The 24,790-nt window shown below is 54.4% G+C and carries 16 protein-coding genes and 2 CRISPR repeat arrays; of the genes, 7 read left to right on the top strand and 9 right to left on the bottom strand.

Annotated features, from left to right (window positions below):
• Positions 1 to 11: 11 nt before the first annotated feature.
• Both E0L16_RS19305 and lrp read right to left on the bottom strand, forming a co-directional pair.
• The gene (locus E0L16_RS19305) at positions 12 to 3,680 is read right to left on the bottom strand and encodes a DNA translocase FtsK 4TM domain-containing protein (protein WP_131637901.1); all 3,669 of its coding nucleotides are present in this window, start codon (positions 3,678 to 3,680) and stop codon (positions 12 to 14) included.
• 135 nt (positions 3,681 to 3,815) lie between these two features.
• Entirely contained in the window at positions 3,816 to 4,310 is a 495-nt protein-coding gene (gene lrp, locus E0L16_RS19300; RefSeq protein ID WP_000228469.1) for a leucine-responsive transcriptional regulator Lrp, read from the bottom strand.
• A 543-nt stretch (positions 4,311 to 4,853) separates the two neighbouring features.
• Here lrp and trxB point away from each other — a divergent pair.
• The 7 genes from trxB to E0L16_RS19265 all read left to right on the top strand — a co-directional run bounded on the left by trxB (position 4,854) and on the right by E0L16_RS19265 (position 13,573).
• Positions 4,854 to 5,822: a thioredoxin-disulfide reductase gene (gene trxB / locus E0L16_RS19295; RefSeq protein WP_063449177.1), complete on the top strand. Its 969-nt coding sequence runs from the start codon at positions 4,854 to 4,856 to the stop codon at positions 5,820 to 5,822.
• A gap of 114 nt (positions 5,823 to 5,936) precedes the next feature.
• A complete protein-coding gene (gene cydD / locus E0L16_RS19290; RefSeq protein ID WP_063866266.1) occupies positions 5,937 to 7,703 on the top strand; it encodes a heme ABC transporter permease/ATP-binding protein CydD in 1,767 nt (588 codons plus the stop codon).
• A complete protein-coding gene (cydC, locus tag E0L16_RS19285; protein ID WP_131637899.1) occupies positions 7,703 to 9,424 on the top strand; it encodes a heme ABC transporter ATP-binding protein/permease CydC in 1,722 nt (573 codons plus the stop codon). The genes cydD and cydC overlap by 1 nt, the downstream gene beginning before the upstream one ends.
• Positions 9,425 to 9,469: 45 nt before the next feature.
• Positions 9,470 to 10,174 (top strand): leucyl/phenylalanyl-tRNA--protein transferase, encoded by a 705-nt coding sequence (gene aat / locus E0L16_RS19280; protein ID WP_063449180.1) that lies wholly within the window; start codon positions 9,470 to 9,472, stop codon positions 10,172 to 10,174.
• A gap of 284 nt (positions 10,175 to 10,458) precedes the next feature.
• Positions 10,459 to 10,677 carry a translation initiation factor IF-1 gene (gene infA / locus E0L16_RS19275; protein WP_002211347.1) on the top strand — a complete coding sequence of 73 codons (219 nt, stop codon included), beginning with the start codon at positions 10,459 to 10,461 and terminating at the stop codon, positions 10,675 to 10,677.
• A 94-nt stretch (positions 10,678 to 10,771) separates the two neighbouring features.
• Positions 10,772 to 12,421: a CRISPR direct-repeat array (repeat unit 28 nt; unit sequence TTTCTAAGCTGCCTGTACGGCAGTGCAC).
• Positions 12,422 to 12,659: 238 nt separating this feature from the next.
• A complete protein-coding gene (gene parS, locus E0L16_RS19270) occupies positions 12,660 to 13,103 on the top strand; it encodes a type II RES/Xre toxin-antitoxin system antitoxin (RefSeq protein WP_112792498.1) in 444 nt (147 codons plus the stop codon).
• Positions 13,100 to 13,573: an RES family NAD+ phosphorylase gene (locus E0L16_RS19265; RefSeq protein WP_131637897.1), complete on the top strand. Its 474-nt coding sequence runs from the start codon at positions 13,100 to 13,102 to the stop codon at positions 13,571 to 13,573. Before parS ends, E0L16_RS19265 begins: the two co-directional genes overlap by 4 nt.
• 22 nt (positions 13,574 to 13,595) lie before the next feature.
• Here E0L16_RS19265 and cas6f read toward each other — a convergent pair whose 3' ends face one another.
• The 7 genes from cas6f to E0L16_RS19230 form a co-directional block, all read right to left on the bottom strand.
• Positions 13,596 to 14,150, bottom strand: a complete 555-nt coding sequence (gene cas6f / locus E0L16_RS19260; protein ID WP_131637895.1) for a type I-F CRISPR-associated endoribonuclease Cas6/Csy4 — start codon at positions 14,148 to 14,150, stop codon at positions 13,596 to 13,598.
• 9 nt (positions 14,151 to 14,159) lie between these two features.
• Complete coding sequence (csy3, locus tag E0L16_RS19255) at positions 14,160 to 15,158, bottom strand: type I-F CRISPR-associated protein Csy3 (RefSeq protein WP_131637893.1); 999 nt, start codon at positions 15,156 to 15,158, stop codon at positions 14,160 to 14,162.
• A gap of 13 nt (positions 15,159 to 15,171) precedes the next feature.
• Positions 15,172 to 16,107 (bottom strand): type I-F CRISPR-associated protein Csy2, encoded by a 936-nt coding sequence (gene csy2, locus E0L16_RS19250; RefSeq protein WP_131637891.1) that lies wholly within the window; start codon positions 16,105 to 16,107, stop codon positions 15,172 to 15,174.
• The gene (gene csy1, locus E0L16_RS19245) at positions 16,104 to 17,414 is read right to left on the bottom strand and encodes a type I-F CRISPR-associated protein Csy1 (protein ID WP_131637889.1); all 1,311 of its coding nucleotides are present in this window, start codon (positions 17,412 to 17,414) and stop codon (positions 16,104 to 16,106) included. The genes csy2 and csy1 overlap by 4 nt, the downstream gene beginning before the upstream one ends.
• Before the next feature lie 16 nt (positions 17,415 to 17,430).
• Complete coding sequence (cas3f, locus tag E0L16_RS19240; RefSeq protein WP_131637887.1) at positions 17,431 to 20,652, bottom strand: type I-F CRISPR-associated helicase Cas3f; 3,222 nt, start codon at positions 20,650 to 20,652, stop codon at positions 17,431 to 17,433.
• The gene (cas1f, locus tag E0L16_RS19235; protein ID WP_131637885.1) at positions 20,649 to 21,632 is read right to left on the bottom strand and encodes a type I-F CRISPR-associated endonuclease Cas1f; all 984 of its coding nucleotides are present in this window, start codon (positions 21,630 to 21,632) and stop codon (positions 20,649 to 20,651) included. Before cas1f ends, cas3f begins: the two co-directional genes overlap by 4 nt.
• Positions 21,633 to 21,965: 333 nt before the next feature.
• Positions 21,966 to 23,674: a CRISPR direct-repeat array (repeat unit 28 nt; unit sequence TTTCTAAGCTGCCTGTACGGCAGTGAAC).
• Positions 23,675 to 23,850: 176 nt separating this feature from the next.
• A complete protein-coding gene (locus tag E0L16_RS19230) occupies positions 23,851 to 24,294 on the bottom strand; it encodes a hypothetical protein (RefSeq protein ID WP_165498429.1) in 444 nt (147 codons plus the stop codon).
• Positions 24,295 to 24,790: the final 496 nt, after the last annotated feature.

Below are 24,790 nucleotides of genomic sequence, written 5' to 3'. Positions count from 1 at the left end.
ATCGCTGAAGGTTACTCAAACGGCGGTGGCGCCAGCACCTCACGGTTACCGTTATGTCCTTGTTCGCTCACGATGCCCTGCGCTTCCATCTGCTCAATGATACGCGCTGCGCGGTTGTAGCCGATACGGAACTGGCGCTGCACGCCCGAGATGGACGCTTTACGTTTTTCGGTGACGAAATTAACCGCCTGGTCGAATAACGGATCCAGCTCTTCGCCGCCGTCAAAACCACCGCCGCCACCTTCGCTTTCGCTGTCGGAGGTGATGCCGTCAACATATTGCGGACGCCCGCGCGCTTTCCAGTCCTGCACAACCGCGTGCACTTCCTGGTCGCGAACAAACGCACCGTGAACACGCACCGGCGAGGTGGAGTTCGGCCCGGAGTAGAGCATATCACCCATCCCCAGCAGCGACTCTGCTCCGCCCTGGTCAAGAATAGTACGTGAGTCAATTTTACTCGACACGGTAAACGCGATACGGGTCGGGATGTTTGCCTTAATAAGACCGGTGATAACGTCCACGGACGGACGCTGCGTAGCCAGAACCAGGTGGATACCCGCCGCACGCGCTTTCTGTGCCAGACGTGCAATCAGCTCTTCCACTTTCTTACCAACGGTCATCATCAGGTCGGCAAATTCATCCACCAGCACCACGATGTAAGGCAGTTTTTCCAGCACCGGATGTTGGGCATCCATGCTGTCACCCGGCTTCCAGTATGGGTCCGGAATCGGACGACCCATGCGCGCCGCCTCGGCGATCTTCTCGTTATAACCGGCCAGATTACGCACGCCCAGCGCCGACATTAGCTTGTAACGACGCTCCATTTCATTGACGCTCCAGCGCAGTGCATTGGCGGCGTCCTTCATGTCGGTGACCACTTCCGTCAGCAGGTGTGGAATGCCTTCGTAGACGGACAGTTCGAGCATTTTCGGGTCGATCATGATGAAACGCACGTCTTCAGGCTGCGCTTTGTAGAGCATGCTAAGGATCATGGCGTTCACACCGACGGATTTACCGGAACCGGTGGTACCCGCAACCAGCAGGTGGGGCATTTTCGCGAGATCGGCAACTACCGGATCGCCCGCAATGTCTTTCCCCAGCACCACGGTCAGCGGGGAAGGATTATCGCGGAACTTGGTGTTGTCCAGCACTTCACGCAGATAGACGGTCTGGCGTTTCTTGTTTGGCAGCTCAAGGCCAACGTAAGGCTTGCCTGGGATCACTTCCACCACGCGAACAGCCACGGTCGACAGGGAACGCGCCAGGTCGCGGGAGAGGTTAGAAATACGCGCCGCTTTTACGCCCGGCGCCAGGTTCAGTTCGAAACGGGTAATCACCGGGCCCGGTGAGTAGTTCACCACGTCCGCTTTAATACGGAAGTCAGCCAGACGCGCTTCCACCAGACGGGCCATCTGCTCGAGGGCAAAAGTATCAACCGGCTCGACTTCAGCCGGCGGCGGCGTTAACAGATCCAGCGACGGCAGCGGCGTGCTTGGACGTTGCAGCGGTCGGCTGTCTCCGTTACGCATCAGCAGCGGATGAATCAGGCTCTCCTGCGGCTGCGGCTGCGGTGCCGGCTGCTGGAACTGCGGCTGTGGCGGTTGGGCAGGCGTCTGCGGCTGAGCATACGCCTGCGGCGCCGGTTGTTGCGGCTGCGCGTAAGCCTGTGGCGCTGGCGGCTGACGCACCGGCTCCGCTTCCGGCATTACGCTCGGCGTGAACAGCGGTTCGCTTGGGCCATCATCCACCAGATCTTTCATTGGTGAGAATTCGAAATCCGACAGCGAGAACGGGTTTGCCCCCGAAGGCTGCTCACCGGAATAACGCTGCTGCTGCGTAGCGGCAAACTGGCGCGCCAGCTCTGCTTCGGCCGCATCATCGTCGTCATGCTGTGAAGGCACGTCGTGCTGATACTCGTCGCCGTAACGCTGATTCTGCTGGGCGGCAAACTGACGCGCCAGCTCGTCCTGATGCAGTTCGTCTGCATCATCTTCGTAGTCGGAACCACGCGCTTTCTCTTCCGCCATACGCTGGGAAGGCAGTTTAATGCCATAAGAGGCCAGCTCCCGGCGAGTCGGTACGCGCACGCGGTTAGGGCGCGGCAGCTGTGGACCAATGCCCTCTTTCACCTGAGGACGCGGGGCGCTGTCGGTCGCAGGGCTAAATAGCGGAGCGGACGCGGCAGCGGTTGCCGTTGCCTGCTTCACGGCTTCAGTACCCGACGCAACGGCTGGCGTAGGGTCTACAGGTGGAACGCTGACCGAAGGCGCTTTTGCAACTGGCTCCTGTACCGGCTCGGGCACGGGCTGATACCAGGCGGCAAGCTGCTCGCGCTCACGGGCGCGGCGCTCTTCCACTTCTTCAAAATAGTACAGTGGCGGACGAGACGGCTTCGCTTCCTCGACCACTTCAGGTTCAGGCTCCGGCGCAACGTAGGGCTGTTCATGTACAACGGGTTCTGGCGTATAAGCCTGATACGGTTGTTGCGGCTCGGTGACAGGCTCAGGCGGCTGATACGGCTGCTGCCACTGCTCCTGCTGAACGGGAATATAGCTTTCTGGCTCAGGCGCGATGGTCGGCTCAGGCGTATGGACGCCAGGCGCAGTCTGCCAGTCTACCTGCGGTTGCTGGATCGCGGACTCCGGGGCAGGCACAGGCGAGGACGGCATCACGGCTTCAACAGGTGCAACATAGGCCTGCGCCGCCGTCGTTGCGGCAGCAGCGGCGGCTACCGGTTCAGTCACGGAATGACCATTCAGCAGCGGATCGTATTCGTCATACTCACCCGGCGTGGCGCGATGACCAGAGAACAGCACGTCATCAGGATCGACGGCTGCACCGCGATACTCAATCTGCTCGTCTTCATCCATACGTTTGCCGGAGAACAGCGCGGCGTCCGTTTTACGGCCTAACGGGTTCGCAAATTTTTCAGCGACGCGCTGGCGGCGCGCCAGGGCACCGCGCAGAATACGCGCGCGACGAGACTCACGACGCACATCAGGCGCATCGTCTTCGTCATACTCATCTTCGTATTCATCTTCATCGACCCACGTATCGTCACGACGGGTACGGTTGCTGGCGAACGTCAGCAGCGTCAGAATAAAGCTGCCGATCTTCTCAGCAATGCTCACCCAGGACCAGCCGGTAAACAGCGTCAGCCCCGCCGCCCAGATACACAGCAGCGCCAGCGTGCCGCCGCTGCTGTGAAGCATCGGTTGCAGCGCGGAGCTCAGAAGGCTGCCGATCACCCCGCCGGAGGCGAAATACCAGATATCATCGGCGTTGATCGCCGCCAGTCCACAGGAGGTGAGGATCAGCGCCAGGGCGCCAATCAGGCGCAGCGAAACGGCAAAATAATCGATGTAGTCGTCGTTCTGTCGATGACGCCAGGCAAACCAGCATCCGCCAATAATGATGACGGGAAGGGTATAGGCCATCACACCGAAAATGAAAAAGAGCGTGTCCGCAAGCCAGGCGCCGGGAACGCCACCTAAGTTATGGATAGGCTCATGCCATGCGGTTTGTGACCAGCTGGGATCTGAGGGGTTGAAACTGAGTAAGGCGGCCATCAGCCAGACGGCAAAAAGGGCAATAACAATCAGCAAAGCCTCGAGGAGACGACGTCCGCTGCTTAGCTTCGATAGTGTGACTTCTTTGTCTTCAGTGTATTCCTGGCTCAAGAAAGGCTCTCCAGGTATCAGGCATGTCCTGCCTGTGTGCTAAAACGGACAACAGCGCCGGGTATCCCCGGCACTGTTGCTGTATGGATTAACAGGAGTGTAATCAAACTACACTGATTTTGCACCTGTTCCGTGTTAGCGCGTCTTAATAACCAGACGATTGCTCTGTTTGACCTCTTCCATCACCACATAAGTACGGGTGTCGTTCACGCCTGGCAGACGCAGCAGGGTTTCACCCAGCAGCTTACGGTAGGCGGACATATCGGGCACACGGGTTTTCAACAGGTAGTCGAAATCACCGGAAACCAGATGACACTCTTGAATTTCTTCAAGTTTTTGTACAGCGGCGTTAAATTGCTCAAACACATCCGGTGCACCACGATTCAGAGTAATCTCAACAAATACCAGAAGTGAGGCATCCAGATAATGCGGGTTCAGCAGAGCCGTATAGCCCTGGATAAAACCCTGTCTTTCCAGTCGACGCACACGCTCAAGGCACGGCGTCGGGGAAAGTCCCACACGTTTTGAAAGCTCGACGTTGGAAATACGCCCATCCTTTTGCAATTCATTAAGAATGTTACGATCGATACGGTCGAGATCTTTGCCAGGGCGCTTCTTGCTATCTACCATTATTATTGTCTCTCTGTATTCCTTCCCTACTCCTGCCTGGACCCTGTGCACATCACTGTTCAGAGCCTGCACCCGTTATTCATCACATCGCCTGGTTATGTATTTGACGCGATGTGGATTCGGGTTCTGCGGTAAGAAGACCGTTGCCCGAAAGCAGTCACAGACATCACGTATGGCGTCTGTCCACACCATGCGTAGATTTCACTGACCCGGTAAAAATGGCATTTACGTGCATGTCTATTCGGCATGCAGTTCATGCGTCTTTTTTTCTTCCTTGAATGTTTTCGCAAAAGCGCAGGGGATTGTCAAAGCAAAACATCGATTTTTAGTACAAGATGCCGGATATTCATTACGGAGGGGTATTAATCCTCATTTTATTGCCTTATAAACGCGCGATTTTCAGTAGCGAACGTGATATGAACGCATCTGATTCATAGGGCGCGGCTATTGCATATATCGGAAGCAAAACTGCCGTGCTCTTTTTTTACGGCAACAAATTCCCTACAATCCAGCCCATTGCCTGCCAACAACAATGGGGATCTCATGGGCACGACCAAACACAGTAAGCTGCTAATCCTTGGTTCTGGACCTGCGGGATATACCGCAGCGGTCTACGCTGCACGCGCTAACCTGCAACCGGTACTGATCACCGGAATGGAAAAAGGCGGTCAGCTGACCACCACCACGGAGGTGGAGAACTGGCCGGGCGACCCGAACGACCTTACCGGGCCGCTGCTGATGGAGCGCATGCACGAGCATGCCGCCAAATTCGAAACCGAAATCCTGTTCGACCACATTAACAAAGTGGATTTGCAGAACCGTCCGTTCCGCCTGACGGGTGACAGCGGTGAATACACCTGCGATGCGCTGATCATTGCCACCGGCGCCTCTGCCCGTTATCTCGGCCTGCCGTCTGAAGAAGCGTTCAAAGGCCGCGGCGTGTCAGCCTGCGCAACCTGCGACGGTTTCTTCTATCGCAACCAGAAAGTTGCGGTGATCGGCGGCGGTAATACCGCGGTCGAAGAAGCGCTGTACCTGGCGAACATCGCCTCGGAAGTGCACTTGATCCACCGTCGCGACACCTTCCGCGCTGAGAAGATCCTGATCAAACGCCTGATGGATAAAGTGGCGAGCGGCAACATTGTGCTGCACACCAACCGTACGCTGGAAGAAGTGACCGGCGACCAGATGGGCGTGGCGGGTCTGCGTATTCGTGATACGCAGAACACCGACACCGTCGAAACGCTGGAGGTAGCGGGCCTGTTCGTGGCCATCGGCCACAGCCCGAACACGGCTATCTTCGAAGGTCAGCTGGAGCTGGAAAACGGCTACATTAAAGTGCAGTCCGGCATTCACGGCAACGCGACCCAGACCAGCGTTCCGGGCGTCTTTGCGGCAGGCGACGTCATGGACCATATTTATCGTCAGGCGATCACCTCTGCGGGCACCGGCTGTATGGCCGCGCTGGACGCAGAACGCTATCTGGACGGACTGGCTGAACAAGGTAAATAATCTTTACAAGTCAGTAACAAACGTAAATAAAGGCGGCCATTGGTCGCCTTTATTTTTGCTCACGTGTAACATGCAGAGGTCTAATTTCTTATAACGTCACCTGCAAAGTACGCAATGGAAAAAACCCGTCAACAAGAGTTAACACGCTGGCTGAAACAGCAAAGCGTTCTATCCCGCCGCTGGCTTATGATTTCCCGCGTTCTGGGATTCATCAGCGGTCTGTTGATTGTTGCCCAGGCATGGCTGCTGGCCCGCATTCTCAATCATATGATCATGGAGAACATTCCGCGCGAAGCGCTGCTGTTGCCGTTTATCATTCTGGTGCTGGTTTTCATTCTGCGTGCGTGGGTGGTCTGGCTGCGCGAGCGGGTTGGGTTCCATGCCGGGCAGCACATCCGCTATGAGATTCGCCGCAAGGTGCTCGATCGGCTATCGGAAGCCGGGCCTGCGTGGATCCAGGGTAAGCCAGCCGGCAGCTGGGCGACGCTGATCCTTGAGCAAATCGACGATATGCACGATTACTACGCGCGGTATCTTCCCCAGATGGCGCTGGCGGTATTTGTGCCTCTGTTGATTGTTATCGCCATCTTCCCGGTTAACTGGGTGGCGGCGCTGATCCTGCTGGGGACCGCCCCGCTGATCCCGCTGTTTATGGCGATGGTCGGCATGGGCGCGGCAGACGCAAACCGCCGCAACTTCCTGGCGCTGGGTCGGTTAAGCGGTCATTTCCTGGACCGTCTGCGCGGCATGGAAACCCTGCGTATCTTTGGTCGCGGTGAAGCGGAGACCGAAAACATTCGCCTGGCGTCGCAGGATTTTCGTCAGCGCACCATGGAAGTGTTGCGCATGGCCTTCCTCTCGTCCGGCGTGCTCGAGTTCTTCACCTCCCTGTCGATTGCGCTGGTGGCGGTTTACTTTGGCTTCTCCTACCTCGGCGCGCTGGACTTTGGCCACTACGGTACGGCGGTCACGCTTTCCGCCGGGTTCCTGGCGCTGATCCTGGCCCCGGAATTTTTCCAGCCGCTTCGCGATCTCGGCACCTTTTACCATGCTAAAGCGCAGGCGGTTGGCGCTGCCGACAGCCTGAAAACCTTCATGGAAACGCCGCTGGCGCATCCTGAGCGTGGTGAAGTGACGCTGAATACGAACGATCCGGTGACCATTGAAGCACAGGATTTTTCTGTTCTGTCGCCTGAAGGCAAAGTGCTGGCAGGTCCGCTGAACTTTACCCTGCCCGCCGGGCAACGTGTGGTGCTGGTGGGCACCAGCGGTTCAGGTAAAAGCTCATTGCTGAATGCGCTATCAGGCTTTATGGCCTACACCGGATCGCTGCGTATCAACAAAACGGAGCTGCGCGAGCTTGATCCTGATGCCTGGCGTAAGCAGCTGAGCTGGGTGGGTCAAAACCCGCAGCTGCCTGCCCCGACGCTGCGCGAGAATGTGCTGCTGGCACGTCCGGATGCGCGTGACGATGAGCTGCAATCGGTCCTCGACCGCGCCTGGGTCAGCGAGTTTCTGCCGCTGCTTGCGCAGGGCGTCGATACGGTCATTGGCGATCAGTCTGCCGGGCTGTCGGTGGGCCAGGCACAGCGCGTCGCGGTTGCCCGTGCGCTGCTGAACCCCTGTTCGCTAATGCTGCTGGACGAACCCGCGGCCAGCCTGGATGCACACAGCGAGCAGCGCGTGATGGATGCGCTTAACGCCGCCTCACGCCAGCAAACCACCCTGATGGTGACCCACCAGCTGGAAGGTATTGCCGACTGGGATCGGATCTGGGTGATGGAAAACGGACACATTGTTGAGCAAGGCGATTACGCCGCGCTTGTTGCCGCGCAGGGGCCGTTTGCGAACCTGCTGGCGAATCGTCAGGAGGACATCTGATGCGCGCCCTGCTTCCCTATCTTGCACTGTATAAACGCCACAAATGGATGCTGACGCTCGGGATTGTGCTGGCGATCGTCACGCTGCTCGCCAGCATCGGCCTGCTTACGCTTTCCGGCTGGTTCCTCTCCGCGTCTGCGGCCGCAGGCTTTGCCGGGCTGTACAGCTTTAACTATATGCTGCCTGCCGCCGGGGTGCGCGGCACGGCGATTACGCGAACTGCCGGGCGCTATTTCGAGCGTCTGGTCAGCCACGACGCGACCTTCCGCGTGCTGCAACACCTGCGCATTTATACGTTCAGTAAGCTGCTGCCCCTCTCCCCTGCCGGACTGGCACGTTTTCGGCAGGGCGAATTACTCAACCGCGTGGTTGCGGATGTAGATACGCTGGATCACCTCTATCTCCGCGTCATTTCGCCCATGGTGGGCGCGTTTGTGGTGATTGTCGTGGTCACGCTGGGGTTGAGTTTCCTGGATGTTCCTATTGCGCTGACGCTCGGCGGCATCATGCTGATGACGCTGATTATTCTGCCCCCCCTGTTTTATCGTGCAGGTAAAACCACCGGGGAAAACCTGACGCGTCTGCGTGGAGAATACCGCCAGCAGCTCACCTCCTGGTTACAGGGACAGGCCGAGCTCACCATTTTTGGCGCCAGTAAACGCTACCGCGCCCGTATGGAAAATACGGAACTTAACTGGCATGAAGCCCAGCGTCGCCAGTCTGAGCTGACCGCGTTTTCCCAGGCGCTGATGATGTTAATTGGTGGGATTGCCGTTATCGCCATGCTCTGGATGGCCTCCGGTGGCGTGGGCGGTAACGCGCAGCCCGGTCCGCTCATTGCGCTGTTTGTTTTCTGTGCCCTGGCTGCCTTCGAAGCCTTGGCCCCGGTCACGGGCGCGTTTCAGCATCTCGGCCAGGTCATCGCCTCTGCGCTGCGCATTACGGACATTGCCGAGCAGGAGCCGGAAGTGAAGTTTAGCGCCGGTCAAACCGCCGTGCCGGAGCAGGTCGCGCTGACGCTCAGCAACGTCACCTTCGCCTACGACAAGCAGGCGCAAAACGCGCTGGAAGACGTCAGCCTGTCTGTTGATGCCGGGCAGCGCATTGCGATCCTTGGCCGTACGGGATGTGGCAAATCGACGCTTCTGCAACTTCTCACGCGCGCGTGGGATCCGCAGCAGGGCGAGATTCGGCTTAACGACATTCCGCTGTCTGGTTTTAGCGAAGCGGCCTTGCGTAAAACGGTCAGCGTCGTGCCTCAGCGGGTGCATCTGTTCAGCGCTACGCTGCGCGATAATCTTCTTCTGGCGGCACCAGACGCTTCCGACGATACGCTGCGGGCGATGCTGGAACAGGTTGGGCTGCACAAGCTGCTTGAGGACGACGGGTTAAACAGCTGGCTGGGTGAAGGGGGTCGACAGCTTTCCGGCGGCGAACTGCGTCGTCTGGCCATCGCGCGCGCCCTGCTGCACGATGCGCCGCTGATGCTGCTGGATGAACCGACAGAAGGTCTGGATGCGACAACCGAGAGTCAAATTCTTGATTTACTGACAAATGTGATGAAAGGCAAAACCGTGCTGATGGTCACTCACCGCCTGCGCGGACTGGTGAATTTCGATCGGATAATTGTGATGGACAACGGACACATAATTGAGCAAGGTAATCACGCAGAGCTGCTGGCAAAACAGGGTCGCTACTACCAGTTTAAACAGCGCCTGTAGACTATATTTGTAGCGTCCTCTCTCGCGTACTGGAGTTCTGTTGTCATGCGCCTGGTGCAGCTTTCTCGCCATAATATTGCGTTCCCTTCTCCGGAGGGGGCGCTGCGTGAACCTAACGGATTGCTGGCTCTGGGCGGCGATCTCAGCCCGGCGCGTCTCCTGATGGCTTACCAGCGCGGCATCTTCCCGTGGTTTTCCCCCGGCGACCCGATTTTATGGTGGTCTCCCGACCCGCGAGCCGTGCTGTGGCCTGGGCAGTTTCACCTGAGCCGCAGCATGAAGCGTTTTCACGCAAAATCGCCCTATCGCGTTACGCTCAACCACGCCTTCGGGCAGGTCATTGAAGGCTGCGCTGAAGATCGTCACGAAGGCACCTGGATAACCCGCGACATCATTATCGCCTACCACCAGCTTCATGAGCTGGGCTACGCGCACTCCATCGAAGTATGGAAAGAGGATGACCTCGTTGGCGGAATGTACGGCGTGGCGCAGGGCACGCTGTTCTGCGGCGAGTCGATGTTCTCCCGCGCCACGAATGCGTCGAAAACTGCGCTGCTGGTGTTTAGCGAGGAATTTGCCCAACGTGGCGGACAGCTGATGGATTGCCAGGTGCTGAATGAGCACACCGCCTCGCTGGGCGCCGTGGAAATTTCCCGCCGACGCTATATCGAACACCTCGAACAGTGCCGACAGGAGACCCTTCCGCGCGATTTTTGGGTTCCCAGAACGCTCTTTATGCCCAATGCCTAAATGTTTTCCGCATATTTTTTATGAGGGTGTTATAATTACGCCGCAGAGTAGCTTCTGCCTGTTGCCCCGCCGCCGTTTGGGACCCCCGCTTCAGATAACGTCCTGACGTTTATCCTGTCGTCTCCCCTTTACGAATGCGCTTTCCGTTCGGTTGTACCGTGACGCTTGGGCAATACGCTGAAATTGTTTTGCTGCGTTTTAAACGCGCAATTCTTTACTTAATTGATGAATTTCGGCATTATCTTGCCGGTTCAAAACTTGGTAGTGATACCCCAGAGGATTAGATGGCCAAAGAAGACAATATTGAAATGCAGGGTACCGTACTTGATACGTTGCCTAATACCATGTTTCGCGTAGAACTGGAAAACGGTCACGTGGTAACTGCGCACATCTCCGGTAAAATGCGCAAAAACTATATCCGCATTTTGACGGGCGACAAAGTGACTGTTGAACTGACCCCGTACGACCTGAGCAAAGGCCGCATTGTCTTCCGTAGTCGCTAATTGTTTTTGCCTGTAATGGCAGATGAATATTAAATAAGGCCGGGATATTCCCGGCCTTATTTTTTTGTCAGGACAGTCGATTATTTGAACGATTTTTCTAAGCTGCCTGTACGGCAGTGCACACCAGCGTCTGCGCCGACAAGTTATCGGTGTATTTCTAAGCTGCCTGTACGGCAGTGCACATGGCTGACAAAGTCCATGAACTACCCGTCAATTTCTAAGCTGCCTGTACGGCAGTGCACTATCACCTGTAGCAAACTTATCGAGTACAACGTTTCTAAGCTGCCTGTAAGGCAGTGCACCGGTAGATGGTCTCTGACGCTTTCATGTAGTATTTCTAAGCTGCCTGTACGGCAGTGCACGGTATCTATATCACACGTGACGACATGCTCGCTTTCTAAGCTGCCAGTACGGCAGTGCACTATTGCACAAGTGTTAAATTGTCGGTGCGGATTTTCTAAGCTGCCTGTACGGCAGTGCACATTTGGATGTAGATATGCAGGCTTTTGGAGCTTTTCTAAGCTGCCTGTACGGCAGTGCACTTGCTCACTTCCTCCGCGCCCATTTCACCCCATTTCTAAGCTGCCTGTACGGCAGTGCACTAATGTGTTGACCCTGCACGCATGAAGTAAGTTTTCTAAGCTGCCTGTACGGCAGTGCACGAACTACCTGGAGTCAACAAAGAGAGCGGGGCATTTCTAAGCTGCCTGTACGGCAGTGCACGTAAAGAACGAGCAGCAGGATGTTACTCTGGCTTTCTAAGCTGCCTGTACGGCAGTGCACTCTGGCGGCTCACCTGACCAGTTCCTGCGACATTTCTAAGCTGCCTGTACGGCAGTGCACCGAAAAAACCCGCCTAAGCGGGTTTCCACATGTTTCTAAGCTGCCTGTACGGCAGTGCACCCAACTTTGATTACTGGAGCTGTATCACCGTATTTCTAAGCTGCCTGTACGGCAGTGCACAAACAATGAGTTTCAAAACCGTACACGGCTTATTTCTAAGCTGCCTGTACGGCAGTGCACTACTCGGTTATCATCGCGTTCCGCGTTATCACTTTCTAAGCTGCCTGTACGGCAGTGCACGCTCCGGGAAAGACAACAACCGAACCATTCCTTTTCTAAGCTGCCTGTACGGCAGTGCACGCGCTGATGGAAGGCTTTGAATTTTCCAGCCTTTTCTAAGCTGCCTGTACGGCAGTGCACGAGTTGTCGCCTTCAGGCCCGTCTATGTCGTATTTCTAAGCTGCCTGTACGGCAGTGCACACCTTCGGTAAAACCGGGGGAAATGGTTTCATTTTCTAAGCTGCCTGTACGGCAGTGCACATGATCATTCTGATAATGAAGGAAGTCATTCCTTTTCTAAGCTGCCTGTACGGCAGTGCACCACGGGGCAGTACGAGCTTTGTTTCCCGGGTATTTCTAAGCTGCCTGTACGGCAGTGCACAACAGTCAGAAGCAAAAATGAAGCTGCTGGCATTTCTAAGCTGCCTGTACGGCAGTGCACGGTTGTTTGCCCGGGACATATCCACTGCCTTATTTCTAAGCTGCCTGTACGGCAGTGCACGGTTGTTTGCCCGGGACATATCCACTGCCTTATTTCTAAGCTGCCTGTACGGCAGTGCACGTACGTCTCCGTAATCATTGCGCGCTGGCCCATTTCTAAGCTGCCTGTACGGCAGTGCACAGAGCTTAACAATCTACAGAAGGGAATGGTTTTTTCTAAGCTGCCTGTACGGCAGTGCACTGGAATAATAGCTCCACACTATCATGATTTTCATACAAAAAAAGCTAAACGCCCTCCTCTAACCCTTTTTTCTCGCCAATTAAAAATGCATATTAAAATCAATATATTAGCTTCTTATCGAAAATTAGGGTCAAAACCCACTCTTTCATAACCCACTCAGCACAAAAAATATCCATTCCCTGACCCCTGACAAATGACTATACTTACCCATGACAAATGACATTACTCGGGAGGTATTATGAGAACATGGGTCCCCGCGCAAAAACCTGCTGATAACACGCTGTGGCGCTACGCTGGTTTACCTGCAAACAGAGGTATGCGGCTGATTGAGTATCTTAATCAAGGATTACCCGTCAGCGTGCTCGACAATATTCACGAGTGGACGGACATGTCGAAAGCGGAGATTTTACGCGTCACGGGAATCAACGAGCGTAACGTTGCCCGCCGCAAAAGCGCAGGCCGGACGCTGACGCCAGACGAGAGCGAGCGTGTGGCACGCTTCGTTCGGGTACTGGATGCGGCTGTCGAGTATTTCGGCAGCAAAGAAGAGGCATGGAACTGGTTGCAGCTACCGGTGCGCGGACTTGGGAACGTTGCGCCTGTCGACCTGATTGCTACGGAAACCGGGGCGCTGGAAGTCACCGACCTGATTGGTCGACTGGAACACGGAGTGTTTGCATGATTTTTTATCGTATGGTGACAGAACGTTATGCCAGCGAGGCATGGAGTGGAAGTGGTGCTAACCAGTATGGCGGACGCTGGAATCATAAAGGCCACCCTACCGTGTATGTCTCCACCTCCATCTCGCTGGCTTCACTGGAAATTCTGGTGCATGTCAGAAAAGATACCGTGCTGAATCAGTACCAGCTTTTCAGCATTGATATCCCGGACGATCAGATCGATTACCTGGATAAAGCGTGGTTACCGGACGACTGGCAGGAAAATCCGGCGCCGGTATCGACAATGGACCTGGGAACCGGTTGGTTGCAGGCTAACAGTGCCCTCGCCCTGATTTTACCTTCTTGCATCATTCCCTATGAAAACAATGCCATACTCAATCCATTGCATCCTGCATTCCACAAGGCACTCAATTCTGTTGAGCAACTCCCTTTTAATTTTGATACCCGTCTTGCAGAAAAAACCGCACCCTGAAAGCTGATGCGGCTGTGATTCATCAGAACCAGGGAATTGTCGCCGTCGCGCTGAGTCCATAAGTCGAAAACAGCCCAACCACAGGTTCGGGAAGCAGCTCACCATGACGGATAAAGAGCCTGAAAGACTGACCTGTTGAGAGGCTACGTAAATTAAGCCAGGGCAAATCGGTCCGCGCTTCCTCCATTGTACGTACCCTTTCCTGCGCCTCTTCTTCGGTTATCCATCCTTTCTTTACCGAGCGACGCATAAGCCGTTGCGCGCTGCTTTTCACCTGGATCCGGGATACGCATCGCCAGCGATTTACCTCTGGCACGGCTTTAATTGCCGTGCACAGGCAGTAATCGTTTAGCCCTTTCCGCCATGTCAGCGATTCGAGTTCGCTTAACGCCTGGCGATCGCCATGCAGGCGTAACACCGCGCCAGGCTTGATGCCATGAGCAGGGAAGCTAACGCCAATATCCCCCTTCCCCCGCAAGCTCAGCGCACGATGCAGTTTGGCCATCAGCGCGGCCATCAGCATCTCCTCGCTAAACTCCGGGTCGGGCAGGACATGGATCTCAATGTAGTGATCCATAATCACTCCTTACTCGCCCTTCTCGCCGAAGACACCGCCCCGGATCAGCACGGCCATCACGTAATGCTGCTGCTCAATGTCGGGTTTATGCCCTTTCGTCACCCAGCTATCGAGAAGCGTGTAGAAATCCATTTTCTCTTTCGGCTGACGGCAGGCCACGCCGCGGCTGGTGACAGAGCCATACGGCTCAACGGCTATCGCGCCAAGCTCATCCACTTTTGGATGCCAGGTATCGATCGTCCGAATCGCATTGCCGATTTTCTGCGAGTGCATGCCAGCGATATTATCCACCTGATATAACAGGCGGCTCTTACTGCTGTTGCTGTCAAGGACCAGCTCCTGCGACGGGAAAATCTCCTGTCCGGCACCGAGAAGCACCTGCGCCTCTACGTTAAGTAGCACAAACCCTTCCCCGCTAAGCCCTTTTTCAATTTCCTGCGCCAGGGCGTTTAGGCTCTCGTCGCTGGATGAAAAATCTCGCAGCGCATAATTGTACGCATCAAACGTCCACGCCTTACTGCCCGTCACGTTCACGATGATTTTTTCAGCGCCAACCCGGTTACGCCATAAAAAACGTCCGTTCGCCAGGTTAGTTGCGTAGCGGCGCGCCAGTTCTGCAAAACCATGCTCGCTGATGTAGCCGTCAATAACCTGCTGAAGTTCATCCTGATAGGCGCGGTCATTACATACGGAAGGCGTGGATAAATTTCCCAGCACGCGCAGGGTAAACTTCACCTGTAAGGTATCCGCGTCTGCGGGCAGCGACGCCACATCCACCCGCTGGAGGTTAGCTTTCTGGATCTCAGCATCCAGTTTTGCCGGATCGTTGGTGAGCGCATTTTTCAGGCGGTTGGAAATGGTGCCACGTACCGCTTTTTCCTGAATGCGTATCGGTTGCCAGGTCTTACCCTGCCAGTTTCCTGCAAACATCACCGCATCCGACGTCGCCAGTTTACGTTCAAATGCCAGTACAGATGCCGTTTTAACGGCAGTTGGAGCCTTTGCCATAGCTAAATCCTTTTTATTTTGAATGTGCAGATGTCACCGGCGCGCCCGCGCCCTGACAGTAGTAGCCGGTTTCTGTCGTATGAAAACGCCAGAAAATTTCATCAAGAGACTGGATACGGTGCAGGCCGCACCACTCGCCCACGCCATACACTGCCTCCGTAAATGCAAATGGTGTTTCTGCATCACGTGCGTTGCTTACAACGCCAGGGGAATAGAGTTCGGAAATCCGCTGATAGCCAGTCATTAAGGGCACCAGATAACCGGGGTTTGGTTTCGGAACATAGTGCCAGCTTGCCGGCTCGCCTTCGCGAATGTCGCCCTCCTCCGGCGTTTCAGCCTGAAACTTCAGCGCAGCGAAATCGAGCCAGGCATCAAGCATCGTGGTGGTGGGATCGTTTTCCAGAAGCGTTTGATAATGTTCCCCCAGCCAGCCGCTGCGATCGCGTAAGGAAAAACCGGGCATCAGTTGCCACTGCAACCGACACAGGTCACGACTGTTGGACGGCATCGCCATGACGGTAATAGCCTGAATATCGACGATAATGCCACCCGCCAGCCTGAGCGTCGGGCAAACTTGCCGGAGATGTTCTGCGAGGTCGCGCTGCCCGTATTCGCCATTAGGGATCTCCCCATGGCATTCCAGCAGCAACGAAACCGTCATATGCATGCGCCCCTCTTCATTAAAGGAGGCCGTTTTCGCGTCCCGGGTAAGCGGGTTACGCGTCAGGGCAAACTGATAATCACGACCGGACGTATGCGCATGGATCTGGTGCTCGTGGCTGACGACAGCACAGCCATCAATGTTTAGCCCGTGCGTTTCCTTCAGCTTGCGAGATAACGCATGGGAAAATCCCAGAAAATGGGTGATGGCAGGAAAACCATACGTCAGGCCCGCAATGGCGTTGGCGTTTTCAACTCTGATACGACGAAGCAGGATCAGTGAGCTCATTTCAGCGCCTCCTGAATGATTTTTTCCATCTCGCGGAGGTTGGAGCGTAAACGTTCGCGGGTTTCCCATTCACGTTTTTCCACGGCGCCTAAATCCGGCATCGCCTTACGCAGACGAGCGTTCAGCCACAGGGCAAAATCTTCTGCCACTGCGTCCTGCCAGTCGTCTTTTTCTCGCTCAAGTCGGAAGGCCTCATCTGTTTTTGTGCGCCAGGGATCGAGCCAGAGCTGTTGATGTGGTTTCAGATCCGTGTTGTTGAGCGTCCAGTTCTGCCAGTCTTCACGTTGAAGTTCAGATGCAATTTCGAATAGCAGATCGATAAGCATATTGATATAGCCATCACGCGCTTCACGAATACGAAAGCTGGTGTAATCGCCCGTTCTCGTCAGCAAGGAAACAAGCAGCTGAATGTGATTCCTGGCACGACGGTCAAATTGCCCACCCGAGGCGAAAACAGAACGCAAATGCGTTGGCGGCTTTTCTGCCCTTTTCCACTGCGGCGGCTGGCAGGAAAGGAGCCAGCTACGTCCGCCGCGCACGCTGTTGAGATAGGAAATATTTTGCGGTTTAGTGCCACCGAAGTGTATTTCCGCTGAATCTGGGAAGAGCGTCAGCGGAGTGGGATGCCATGTTTTCTCGCGTCGTGCTTTCCAGATCGCTTTAACCTCATCGCCAAAACGGTAGGCAATCATTTTCTGATGCATGGCGTGAACAAGCGAGGTGGCGAATAACGGGCTTAAGAGGTGGTAACCTTCTCCTACCGGAAAATATCCCTGTTTCGCCAGCTTGTGCGAAGCCGGTTCTCCGGAAGTTAACGCACGAGAAAACCCGTCAATCCACTCCCTCAGTTGATTTTCATCATCGGTAAAAGCGGCCAGCGCAGCGCGATCGCCTCGTTTCAGGCTTGCTAAAAGGGAGTCGCCACCCTCTACCCGCGTTTGCATTAATTTCGCGACATCCAGCGCCGCGGCGTTGCCCACCGCATCCGGTTCCAGACCTGACAGCGTCGCGGTGCTGAGATACCCTTCCTGCGCCACTGCCTCGCTGTAGATACTGCTGCTTTTTGAATCCCCGTGGGTAAACTTCGCCGCATGGGTCACGAGGTTAATTTGTCCGGCCCGCTTCGCGGCATCCGTCAGCCATGCTTTCGGTTCATAGCGAAGTTCCAGCTCCCGGCGTTCGGCCGCAAGCGTTGCGCTATCTTTATCGCTGCGCTTCGCGGCCTCTTTATCAAATGCTTCCAGCTTTGTTTGCCGTCGTCCGGCAATGTACTCAGCGATGAAAGCGCTTAGTGCTTCAACTGACATACTCGCTCCTGGCTCTTTATAGATATTCCCTGAACACACCCAATACCGGGTGATACAGCCATTGCTCTGTCTCCTCCTCCCTGGTCACTCTCAATGTGATTTCACCATACCGTCGCGACACCGCAGCCAGCTCTAGCTGCTTCATATCCGCCAGCACCTGTAATACCTCGGCATAATCAATAGCAATCCACGGCTCTACGCCATCAGCCACGGATAACGGCTGTTTGCAAAAACGTCCCGCAGGTTTTAACTCCCCGTTTTCCTGCATCAGGCAAAACTCAGGTTCATCGCCTTCCTCTTCCAAACGCAAAAAGAAAGAAGCCTGAGGTGAAGCTCGCCGAAATGGCGTACGTTTCTGAAGTTCACCGTTCCAGGTTAAGGGCCGTCGCCACCACAACGCGGCGACCGCATCAGATTTGTCGCCTCCGTCCAGCAGCGCGGCACGCAACCGGGCGTGCTCCAGTGCCGCAAGAGCATTGCCTGGAATACCCGCAGCGATGCGCGGAATCGCATTCAGGGTGCGATAGCCCTCTTTATCGATCAGTTCATGGAGGTCGTGATGAGGCAGCGGATACTGCCCGGTTTCAAAACCGGGTCGGCAGTAGGCAACCTTTTCCCCACGAAGGGCGCGGACGTTGCGATCCAGAATTACCAGGTTTTCGCTCTCAGGAGCGATCTGACGATGGCGCTGAATACGCCCCGCAAACTGAATAAGTGAACGCATTGAGCTCGGCTCAATAATCCCCCAGTCGGCATCAAAATCGCGCCCGACCTCAAGAACAGACGTTCCCAGCACGACAAAAAGATGATGCTGCTCCGATGACGTCAGCGCCTGCTTAACTTCGGGCAACTGCCAGACCAGATCCGGCTCGTGCCGCGTAAATGCACAATCGAGTCGTTTTTCAATCGCCGCACGCACCGCCAGCGGGTGCTGGCTGTGATAAACGCAATAATGGATGCAGAAGTTGTCCGGTGAGGGTAATGCCATCAGCGCTTGCGCGACGGCAACCAGCGGATTGATGTTGGCCATCCGTACCAGACCAAACGACACAGTTTTGCCGCTGTTGTGCGTGCTGTGATGAAGGCCATGCAGCGCGATAATTTGCTGGTGTAGCGTCTGTGCCAGCGCGGAGATAACATCTGCCGACCTTGAAGAGTGCGGCTTCACGGCAGCCAGTTTTCCCAGACGAAGCCGCGGCTGTTCAGGCAGACGTTTGATTCGCTGGCGAACAAAATCGTCATGCGCCCGGCGAAAATGCGCGTCGTCGGTCACATCCTGCGACTGCGCGCCATACTCATCAAACCAGGCGCAGCAGATGCTCATTGGTCTGTCAGACTGACCGCATGCAGCCTGCCAGGCTTTTCGCCCCTCCCGATAGGCTTCAAACAACGCTTCCGTTAGCGCGGGCGGTAGCGTCGCAGAGGAAAGCAGCACGCGAGAGCCGAGCATGCCCGCCCAGTTCATCAGCCGACAAAGGGCATGCAAATCATCAATGTCAAAATCATCAGGTTCATCAAGCACCAGATCGCTGGTCAGCAGGCGCAGCATGGCAGGGATCTGCCTGCCGCCGCGCACGCCTTCCGTTGCCGGGATCAGGTGGTCGATCGTTGTCACCAGCACCGGCGCGCTGACCAGACGATTAAGCGCGGGTTCTTTCGCCAGCCACTGCTGCGCCGTGCCGCCGCTCGTCGCGCCTTCGTAATGGACGTAATGATGGCTGGCAAAAAACGCTTCGTCGCTGGCGCTGTTGTTATCTTCTGCGTCGTTGCCCTGGTAAAGCTCCTTCACCGCCGCCGCGCCGGTCACGACGGCCAGCGTGTCATCGTCAAGACCCAGACGAGACTGCAACGCATGTCCCGTCTGAAGGGTTAGGGTCCGTAGCCCCAGTGCGACGCTGAAGCGGCATCCCTCCTGCTCGTCCGCCAGGGCGTACATAATCCGGGCGTTGGCAAAGGTTTTACCGCATCCGGTCGAGGCCATATTGACGCCAAAAAAGCCTTGATCAGCGCTTTTTGCCCGTAGCGAAGAGGCAACATCCCAGGCCCTGTTTTGCCAGTGAAAACGCGGATCTTTCGCCCGTTCCCGAAACGTTTTATGTCGGGCAATGGCGGGTAATGCGCGCCGTAAAGTGGGAAGAGAACGGCCCATCAGCAGAGCATGATGCGCCACGCCCACGTTATGTTCATCCAGCTTTTGGTTGGGCTCGGGATTACTGTTCGCCCAGCTCTGGACAGCTTCGTCCTGCCATCCTGAATACGCAGGCTGCGACGAGTAAAAATGATCTGCCAGCATCAGCGACAGACGCGCAAGGTGGATAGTGAACAGGTTATCAAGCGATCCAAAGTGAAATAACGCGGGGGTATTCCTGATACGTTTGCCAATCTGTCGGGCTTTCTCGCGCCAGGTTTTACTTCTTAACGGCGTGCCGTGAGGGAATTTCCAGACATTCTTTTTATCACGCTCGGTCCATTTGGTTTTTTCAGATCGGTGATTCAGGGAGTTCCAGTCCGCATTCAGCTGTCGCTCAAGCCAGCCATCGCAGTACATTAATTGTGGCTCTGCCGAACGGGACTGCGGTAAACGGTGGTGCGACAGCATCAACCATGCCACTACTCGCGCCAGAGGGGGCAGGTTACCTAGCGGGCTACTGCTTCTTTCCGGCGTATCCATCGTCAGGGCTTTCAGCATACCTTTTTCGTCAGCCGCCTTGAGATGCTCAAGCGATGCCAGCCACTGCGCATCGGTTTGTTGCCCTACAAAAGCCTGAAACAGACGCACCGAGATCCATTCATGCCGGTATGGCTGAAAACGATGCTGACTCTCTTTCAGCAGCGTTTGCTGGAAGCACATCCCTGCTTTTCCAAAATCGTGGAACAGCCCGGCGATAGCAGCCAGCAACGCGATGCTTTCAGCGCTGTTCCAGCGGTGCTCATCACCATTTTTAAGCACATTTTTCGTGGTGCGATGGGTGGGAACGCGCCCCTGCGCATTGAAGCGACGAAGGTTTCCGACAATCCACAGCAGCTCTGTTTCCCCGCTTTTCTTCAGCCAGTGGCAGGCCACGGCGGTGTTACGCCGCGCCGTTTTACGCAAAAGTTTTCTGAGCGTGGTAGCGCCATCCAGGGTAATGGTTGTCTGCCAGGCCGCATCGCCCGTGCGCTCTGCAAACTGGTCGATAATACGACAGCTTTCATCCCGGGCGTTTTTCGTGCAGCGGGAAATAATAAGAACATTCATGGCGCGGTTACCGCCAGTGTCTGGGATGTTTCCTGCAACGTGGTAATCATCACATCCAGCGCGTCCGCCTGCTGAAAGGCGTTGATGCAGCGCTGGCGAAACTGTTGATGATCTTCTCCTTCCATTGCGGCCATAAATGCCTGAGGCATGACCAGCGCGTCCTTTATTAAATCGGCTATATCAAAAACCAGCCCGCCGCGTCGGGTTTTTCCATGCATCACCGCCAGACCGTGCGGAATGCCCGTCACCCAAGCCGCAACAGCCGCCAGCCCGTAGGCCAGATAATTACCCTGGTCGAGAAAACGGTTTGCCATATCCACCCCGCCTCCCAGTTTAGCTCGGGTAAAACTGCCGTAACCCGTCGTCTGGCTGGTGAGTTTGTAGAGAGATTTCGTGAGCTGGGCTTCCTGGAGCATCAGTGAGGTGTGGTCCTGAGCTTTTGCCATGCCTTGTCTGGCACGCTCAAGCAGGATATTTAGTGCATCTTTATCTGGCTGAAAGGCCGTTTCCCGCTGCATACGCAGCCCTGTCCACTGTTTTTCGATTTGCTGTAAACGGATAAACTGAAATTGTTTTGCCGCCTGCAAGCGCTTTTCTTCGTTGAACCAGAATGACACCCAGTTCTGTAAATATCCCGTTGGACGATATTCACTCTGCGGACACAGCCAGGAGAGATCAATATCCCCTTCATTCGCTGAATAAAGCGGCGTGCCGTCCGTGCCACAAAAACCGACCATCACCCCCGCTCGCGCGAACTCCCGCATTGCCATTTGCGTCACGGAGGTTCCCATGCCCAGCATCACCGCCGTCGTATTGGCGATGGGAATATTCCAGTAAAACGATTCTTTACCTTCCTGAGTGACGTATTCAACGCGTCCACCATTCACCTGAATACGGCATTTTTCAAGATAATAAATATTGGCGCGCTTTGAATGCAGAATAGTTTTTAAATCCGTGGGGGTGATGCTGTTTACAGACATATAAAGGGCTTTTAGTTCAATGCGTTGAGTGCTGGTATGTTATCGAACATAAGATGAGGACAAATGTGACGGGTATCAAATGAATAGTAATTACTGTAATAGGCGGATGAAATATGACCTTTCCTTTTGATTTATTATTTTTGTGGATAATATATATTTAGAAATATGATTGGTGTGTGAATAGGTTTTTTATTTAATTTAAAATAACAGGGGTGGAGGTATGATGGTATTTAATCTTCAATAGATAGAGTGAATGTTTGAACAGATTGAGTTTAGCTGTGCTACTTGTACAGCAGTGAACATGAACAACGACGGGGACTTTTGCACGTTTAATTTTTAAGCTGCCTGTACGGCAGTGAACGCACGGCTGGTGGCTACTGCCCTTGTTAAAAATTTCTAAGCTGCCTGTACGGCAGTGAACCGACGGTCAGAGATGCCGTGTTATCTGTGTTCTTTCAAAGCTGCCTGTACGACAGTGAACGAATTGTTGATCGCATTTGAGATAAAGGAAATTTTCTAAGCTGCCTGTACGGCAGTGAACAACTATCGATTAAAATCCCGGTCGATTCATCATTTCTAAGCTGCCTGTACGGCAGTGAACAGGTTTTTTCCGTTGTACGCCGGCTAGCTTTGTTTCTAAGCTGCCTGTACGGCAGTGAACTTCAGCAGCTCGTCCAGATCGCAATCATGACGTTTCTAAGCTGCCTGTACGGCAGTGAACGTCTGCATATATCATGCCGACGGCCAGTCATTTTTCTAAGCTGCCTGTACGGCAGTGAACGAGTCAGGTTTGAAGCAGCGCGGAAGCTATTATTTCTAAGCTGCCTGTACGGCAGTGAACGCTAGGCTAATGAACTTCAGTCGCAGCCTTACTTTCTAAGCTGCCTGTACGGCAGTGAACCCGGTGTTTTGTTCGAACACGCGAGCGATCGGTTTCTAAGCTGCCTGTACGGCAGTGAACCACCATAGTTAAGCAAACGCCAGGTTGCCGATTTTCTAAGCTGCCTGTACGGCAGTGAACCTCGATGTAGCCGAAGAGGAAGAGGCCGAAGATTTCTAAGCTGCCTGTACGGCAGTGAACAGGTACCAACACCCCGACCGGTGCGACCAGCTTTCTAAGCTGCCTGTACGGCAGTGAACATGATAAATCGGGGATTGGAGTCGTTCTGGCATTTCTAAGCTGCCTGTACGGCAGTGAACACCATTTCAACATCCATAATCAGACGCTGTTTCTTTCTAAGCTGCCTGTACGGCAGTGAACACGTAATTGCCTGAGAATTTCATCGCGTTCAATTTCTAAGCTGCCTGTACGGCAGTGAACATTTAGGGTGGCGATAGCCACGTTAATGACGTTTTCTAAGCTGCCTGTACGGCAGTGAACGAGCTTCATGCTAGCCGACGGCAGGCGATTCTTTTCTAAGCTGCCTGTACGGCAGTGAACACGGTCTCATGCTTCAACACGCAGGCTTCATTTTTCTAAGCTGCCTGTACGGCAGTGAACGATTCCGGCTATTCAGGGCGCGACGCCTGACAGTTTCTAAGCTGCCTGTACGGCAGTGAACTCGCCGCTCGCTTATGCCGCAGTGCACCAGAACTTTCTAAGCTGCCTGTACGGCAGTGAACTGGAGGTCCGCGTGACGTGGGAAATAGTGAAATTTCTAAGCTGCCTGTACGGCAGTGAACGGTAAATCCGGCTTTTTTTTGCCCGCCGCACTTTCTAAGCTGCCTGTACGGCAGTGAACTTAAGCGCCACCGCCCACACTTCGATCCCGCTTTTCTAAGCTGCCTGTACGGCAGTGAACGTTAATTCCATTCATACCCCTTAATTTTAGTATTTCTAAGCTGCCTGTACGGCAGTGAACTGTCACTGCCTACAGGTGTTGAAATCCATAGTTTTCTAAGCTGCCTGTACGGCAGTGAATACGTAATTGCCTGAGAATTTCATCGCGTTCCATTTCTAAGCTGCCTGTACGGCAGTGAACTCCATATCCGCCCACTTCTTGCAGCGACTTACTTTCTAAGCTGCCTGTACGGCAGTGAACTGAAAGAAAACCACGCCATCTTATTGTTTGAAAACAAAATAATCAACTTTCGCGCATAAAACCCTTTTTTCTGGCACGTAAGTTCGCATTATATAAATCAATACGTTACGTAAACATCAAAAAAAAGGGTCAAGCCAGCGGCGTTAGAGGCCTGCCCCCGACGCCTCGGATTCCACTCAGGAAATAATGTGAATTACCGATTCTACACGTGGAGGTGCAACGACATCAGCGGCCATAGAATGAGTAATGTCATGCAGCAGTCCCGTCAGGTGCGGCAGCATATCGCGGTCAAAATGCGAAACCAGCAGCACGTGGTTTAATGCCAGGCAGTAGTCGCATTTCGTTTCGGTATCTTCCAGCAACCACTCTTTTTGTCGCGGCTGTTCCGCGTCGTCCTCAAATTCCACCACCTGAAAGTCACGCATGGATTCTGCGAGGCCGGATTTTACCTCTTCCAGATAAGCTCCGAGACAGCGGCAAACGGGCTGCGTTTGTGGGAGCGAATGACAGTCGAGCAGGATTTCAGTGAGCAGGTTGCAGCGTTCGGCAAGGGTTGGGAGATCGGGGTTGAGGGAGAGCTCGCTATAGAGCTGGGAGATAGACTGGTTTTCCATATTCATAATTTCCATATTTAAAGCTGAAAACTACCACCAGAAACGCCAACTTCGGGTGGCAGACTGAACCGGTTTGGCGTACCGACCATATGGAAAATCGGCGCTTCAAAAGAAGCTCCGGTTCAGCCCACCATATTTGAAGATACGGATTATACCGTAGCTAAATAAAGAGTGAACGAAACAAGTGACGTTGCGTTAGCAACATCTTTCCATATGTGTGTAATCAGGACGCCAATCCCGACACCTGATTTTGCAGGTGCGCCGCCATTTTATTACTGTGGATTTATCCAGCAATCAACTTCTAACGAAACTGGAAAGCGCCTCGCAAAATTCCTCTACGGCCTCGAGGCCTCCCCTTCTCCCACTGGTAAGGACATCAAAAATTGATCAAACAATAATGAAATTTAATTTACCCCTTGTTCTGTAGTGAACAAAGTCACAAAAATAAGCAGTACGCTTGCACGTCTGTTTGATGCTCATAAAGCGAATTTTATAGCGTCCG

The sequence above is a fragment of the Enterobacter quasihormaechei genome (assembly GCF_004331385.1).
Lineage (GTDB): Bacteria > Pseudomonadota > Gammaproteobacteria > Enterobacterales > Enterobacteriaceae > Enterobacter > Enterobacter quasihormaechei.
Note: the sequence above shows the minus strand (reverse complement) of the source record. Positions and strands in the feature narration are given on the sequence as shown.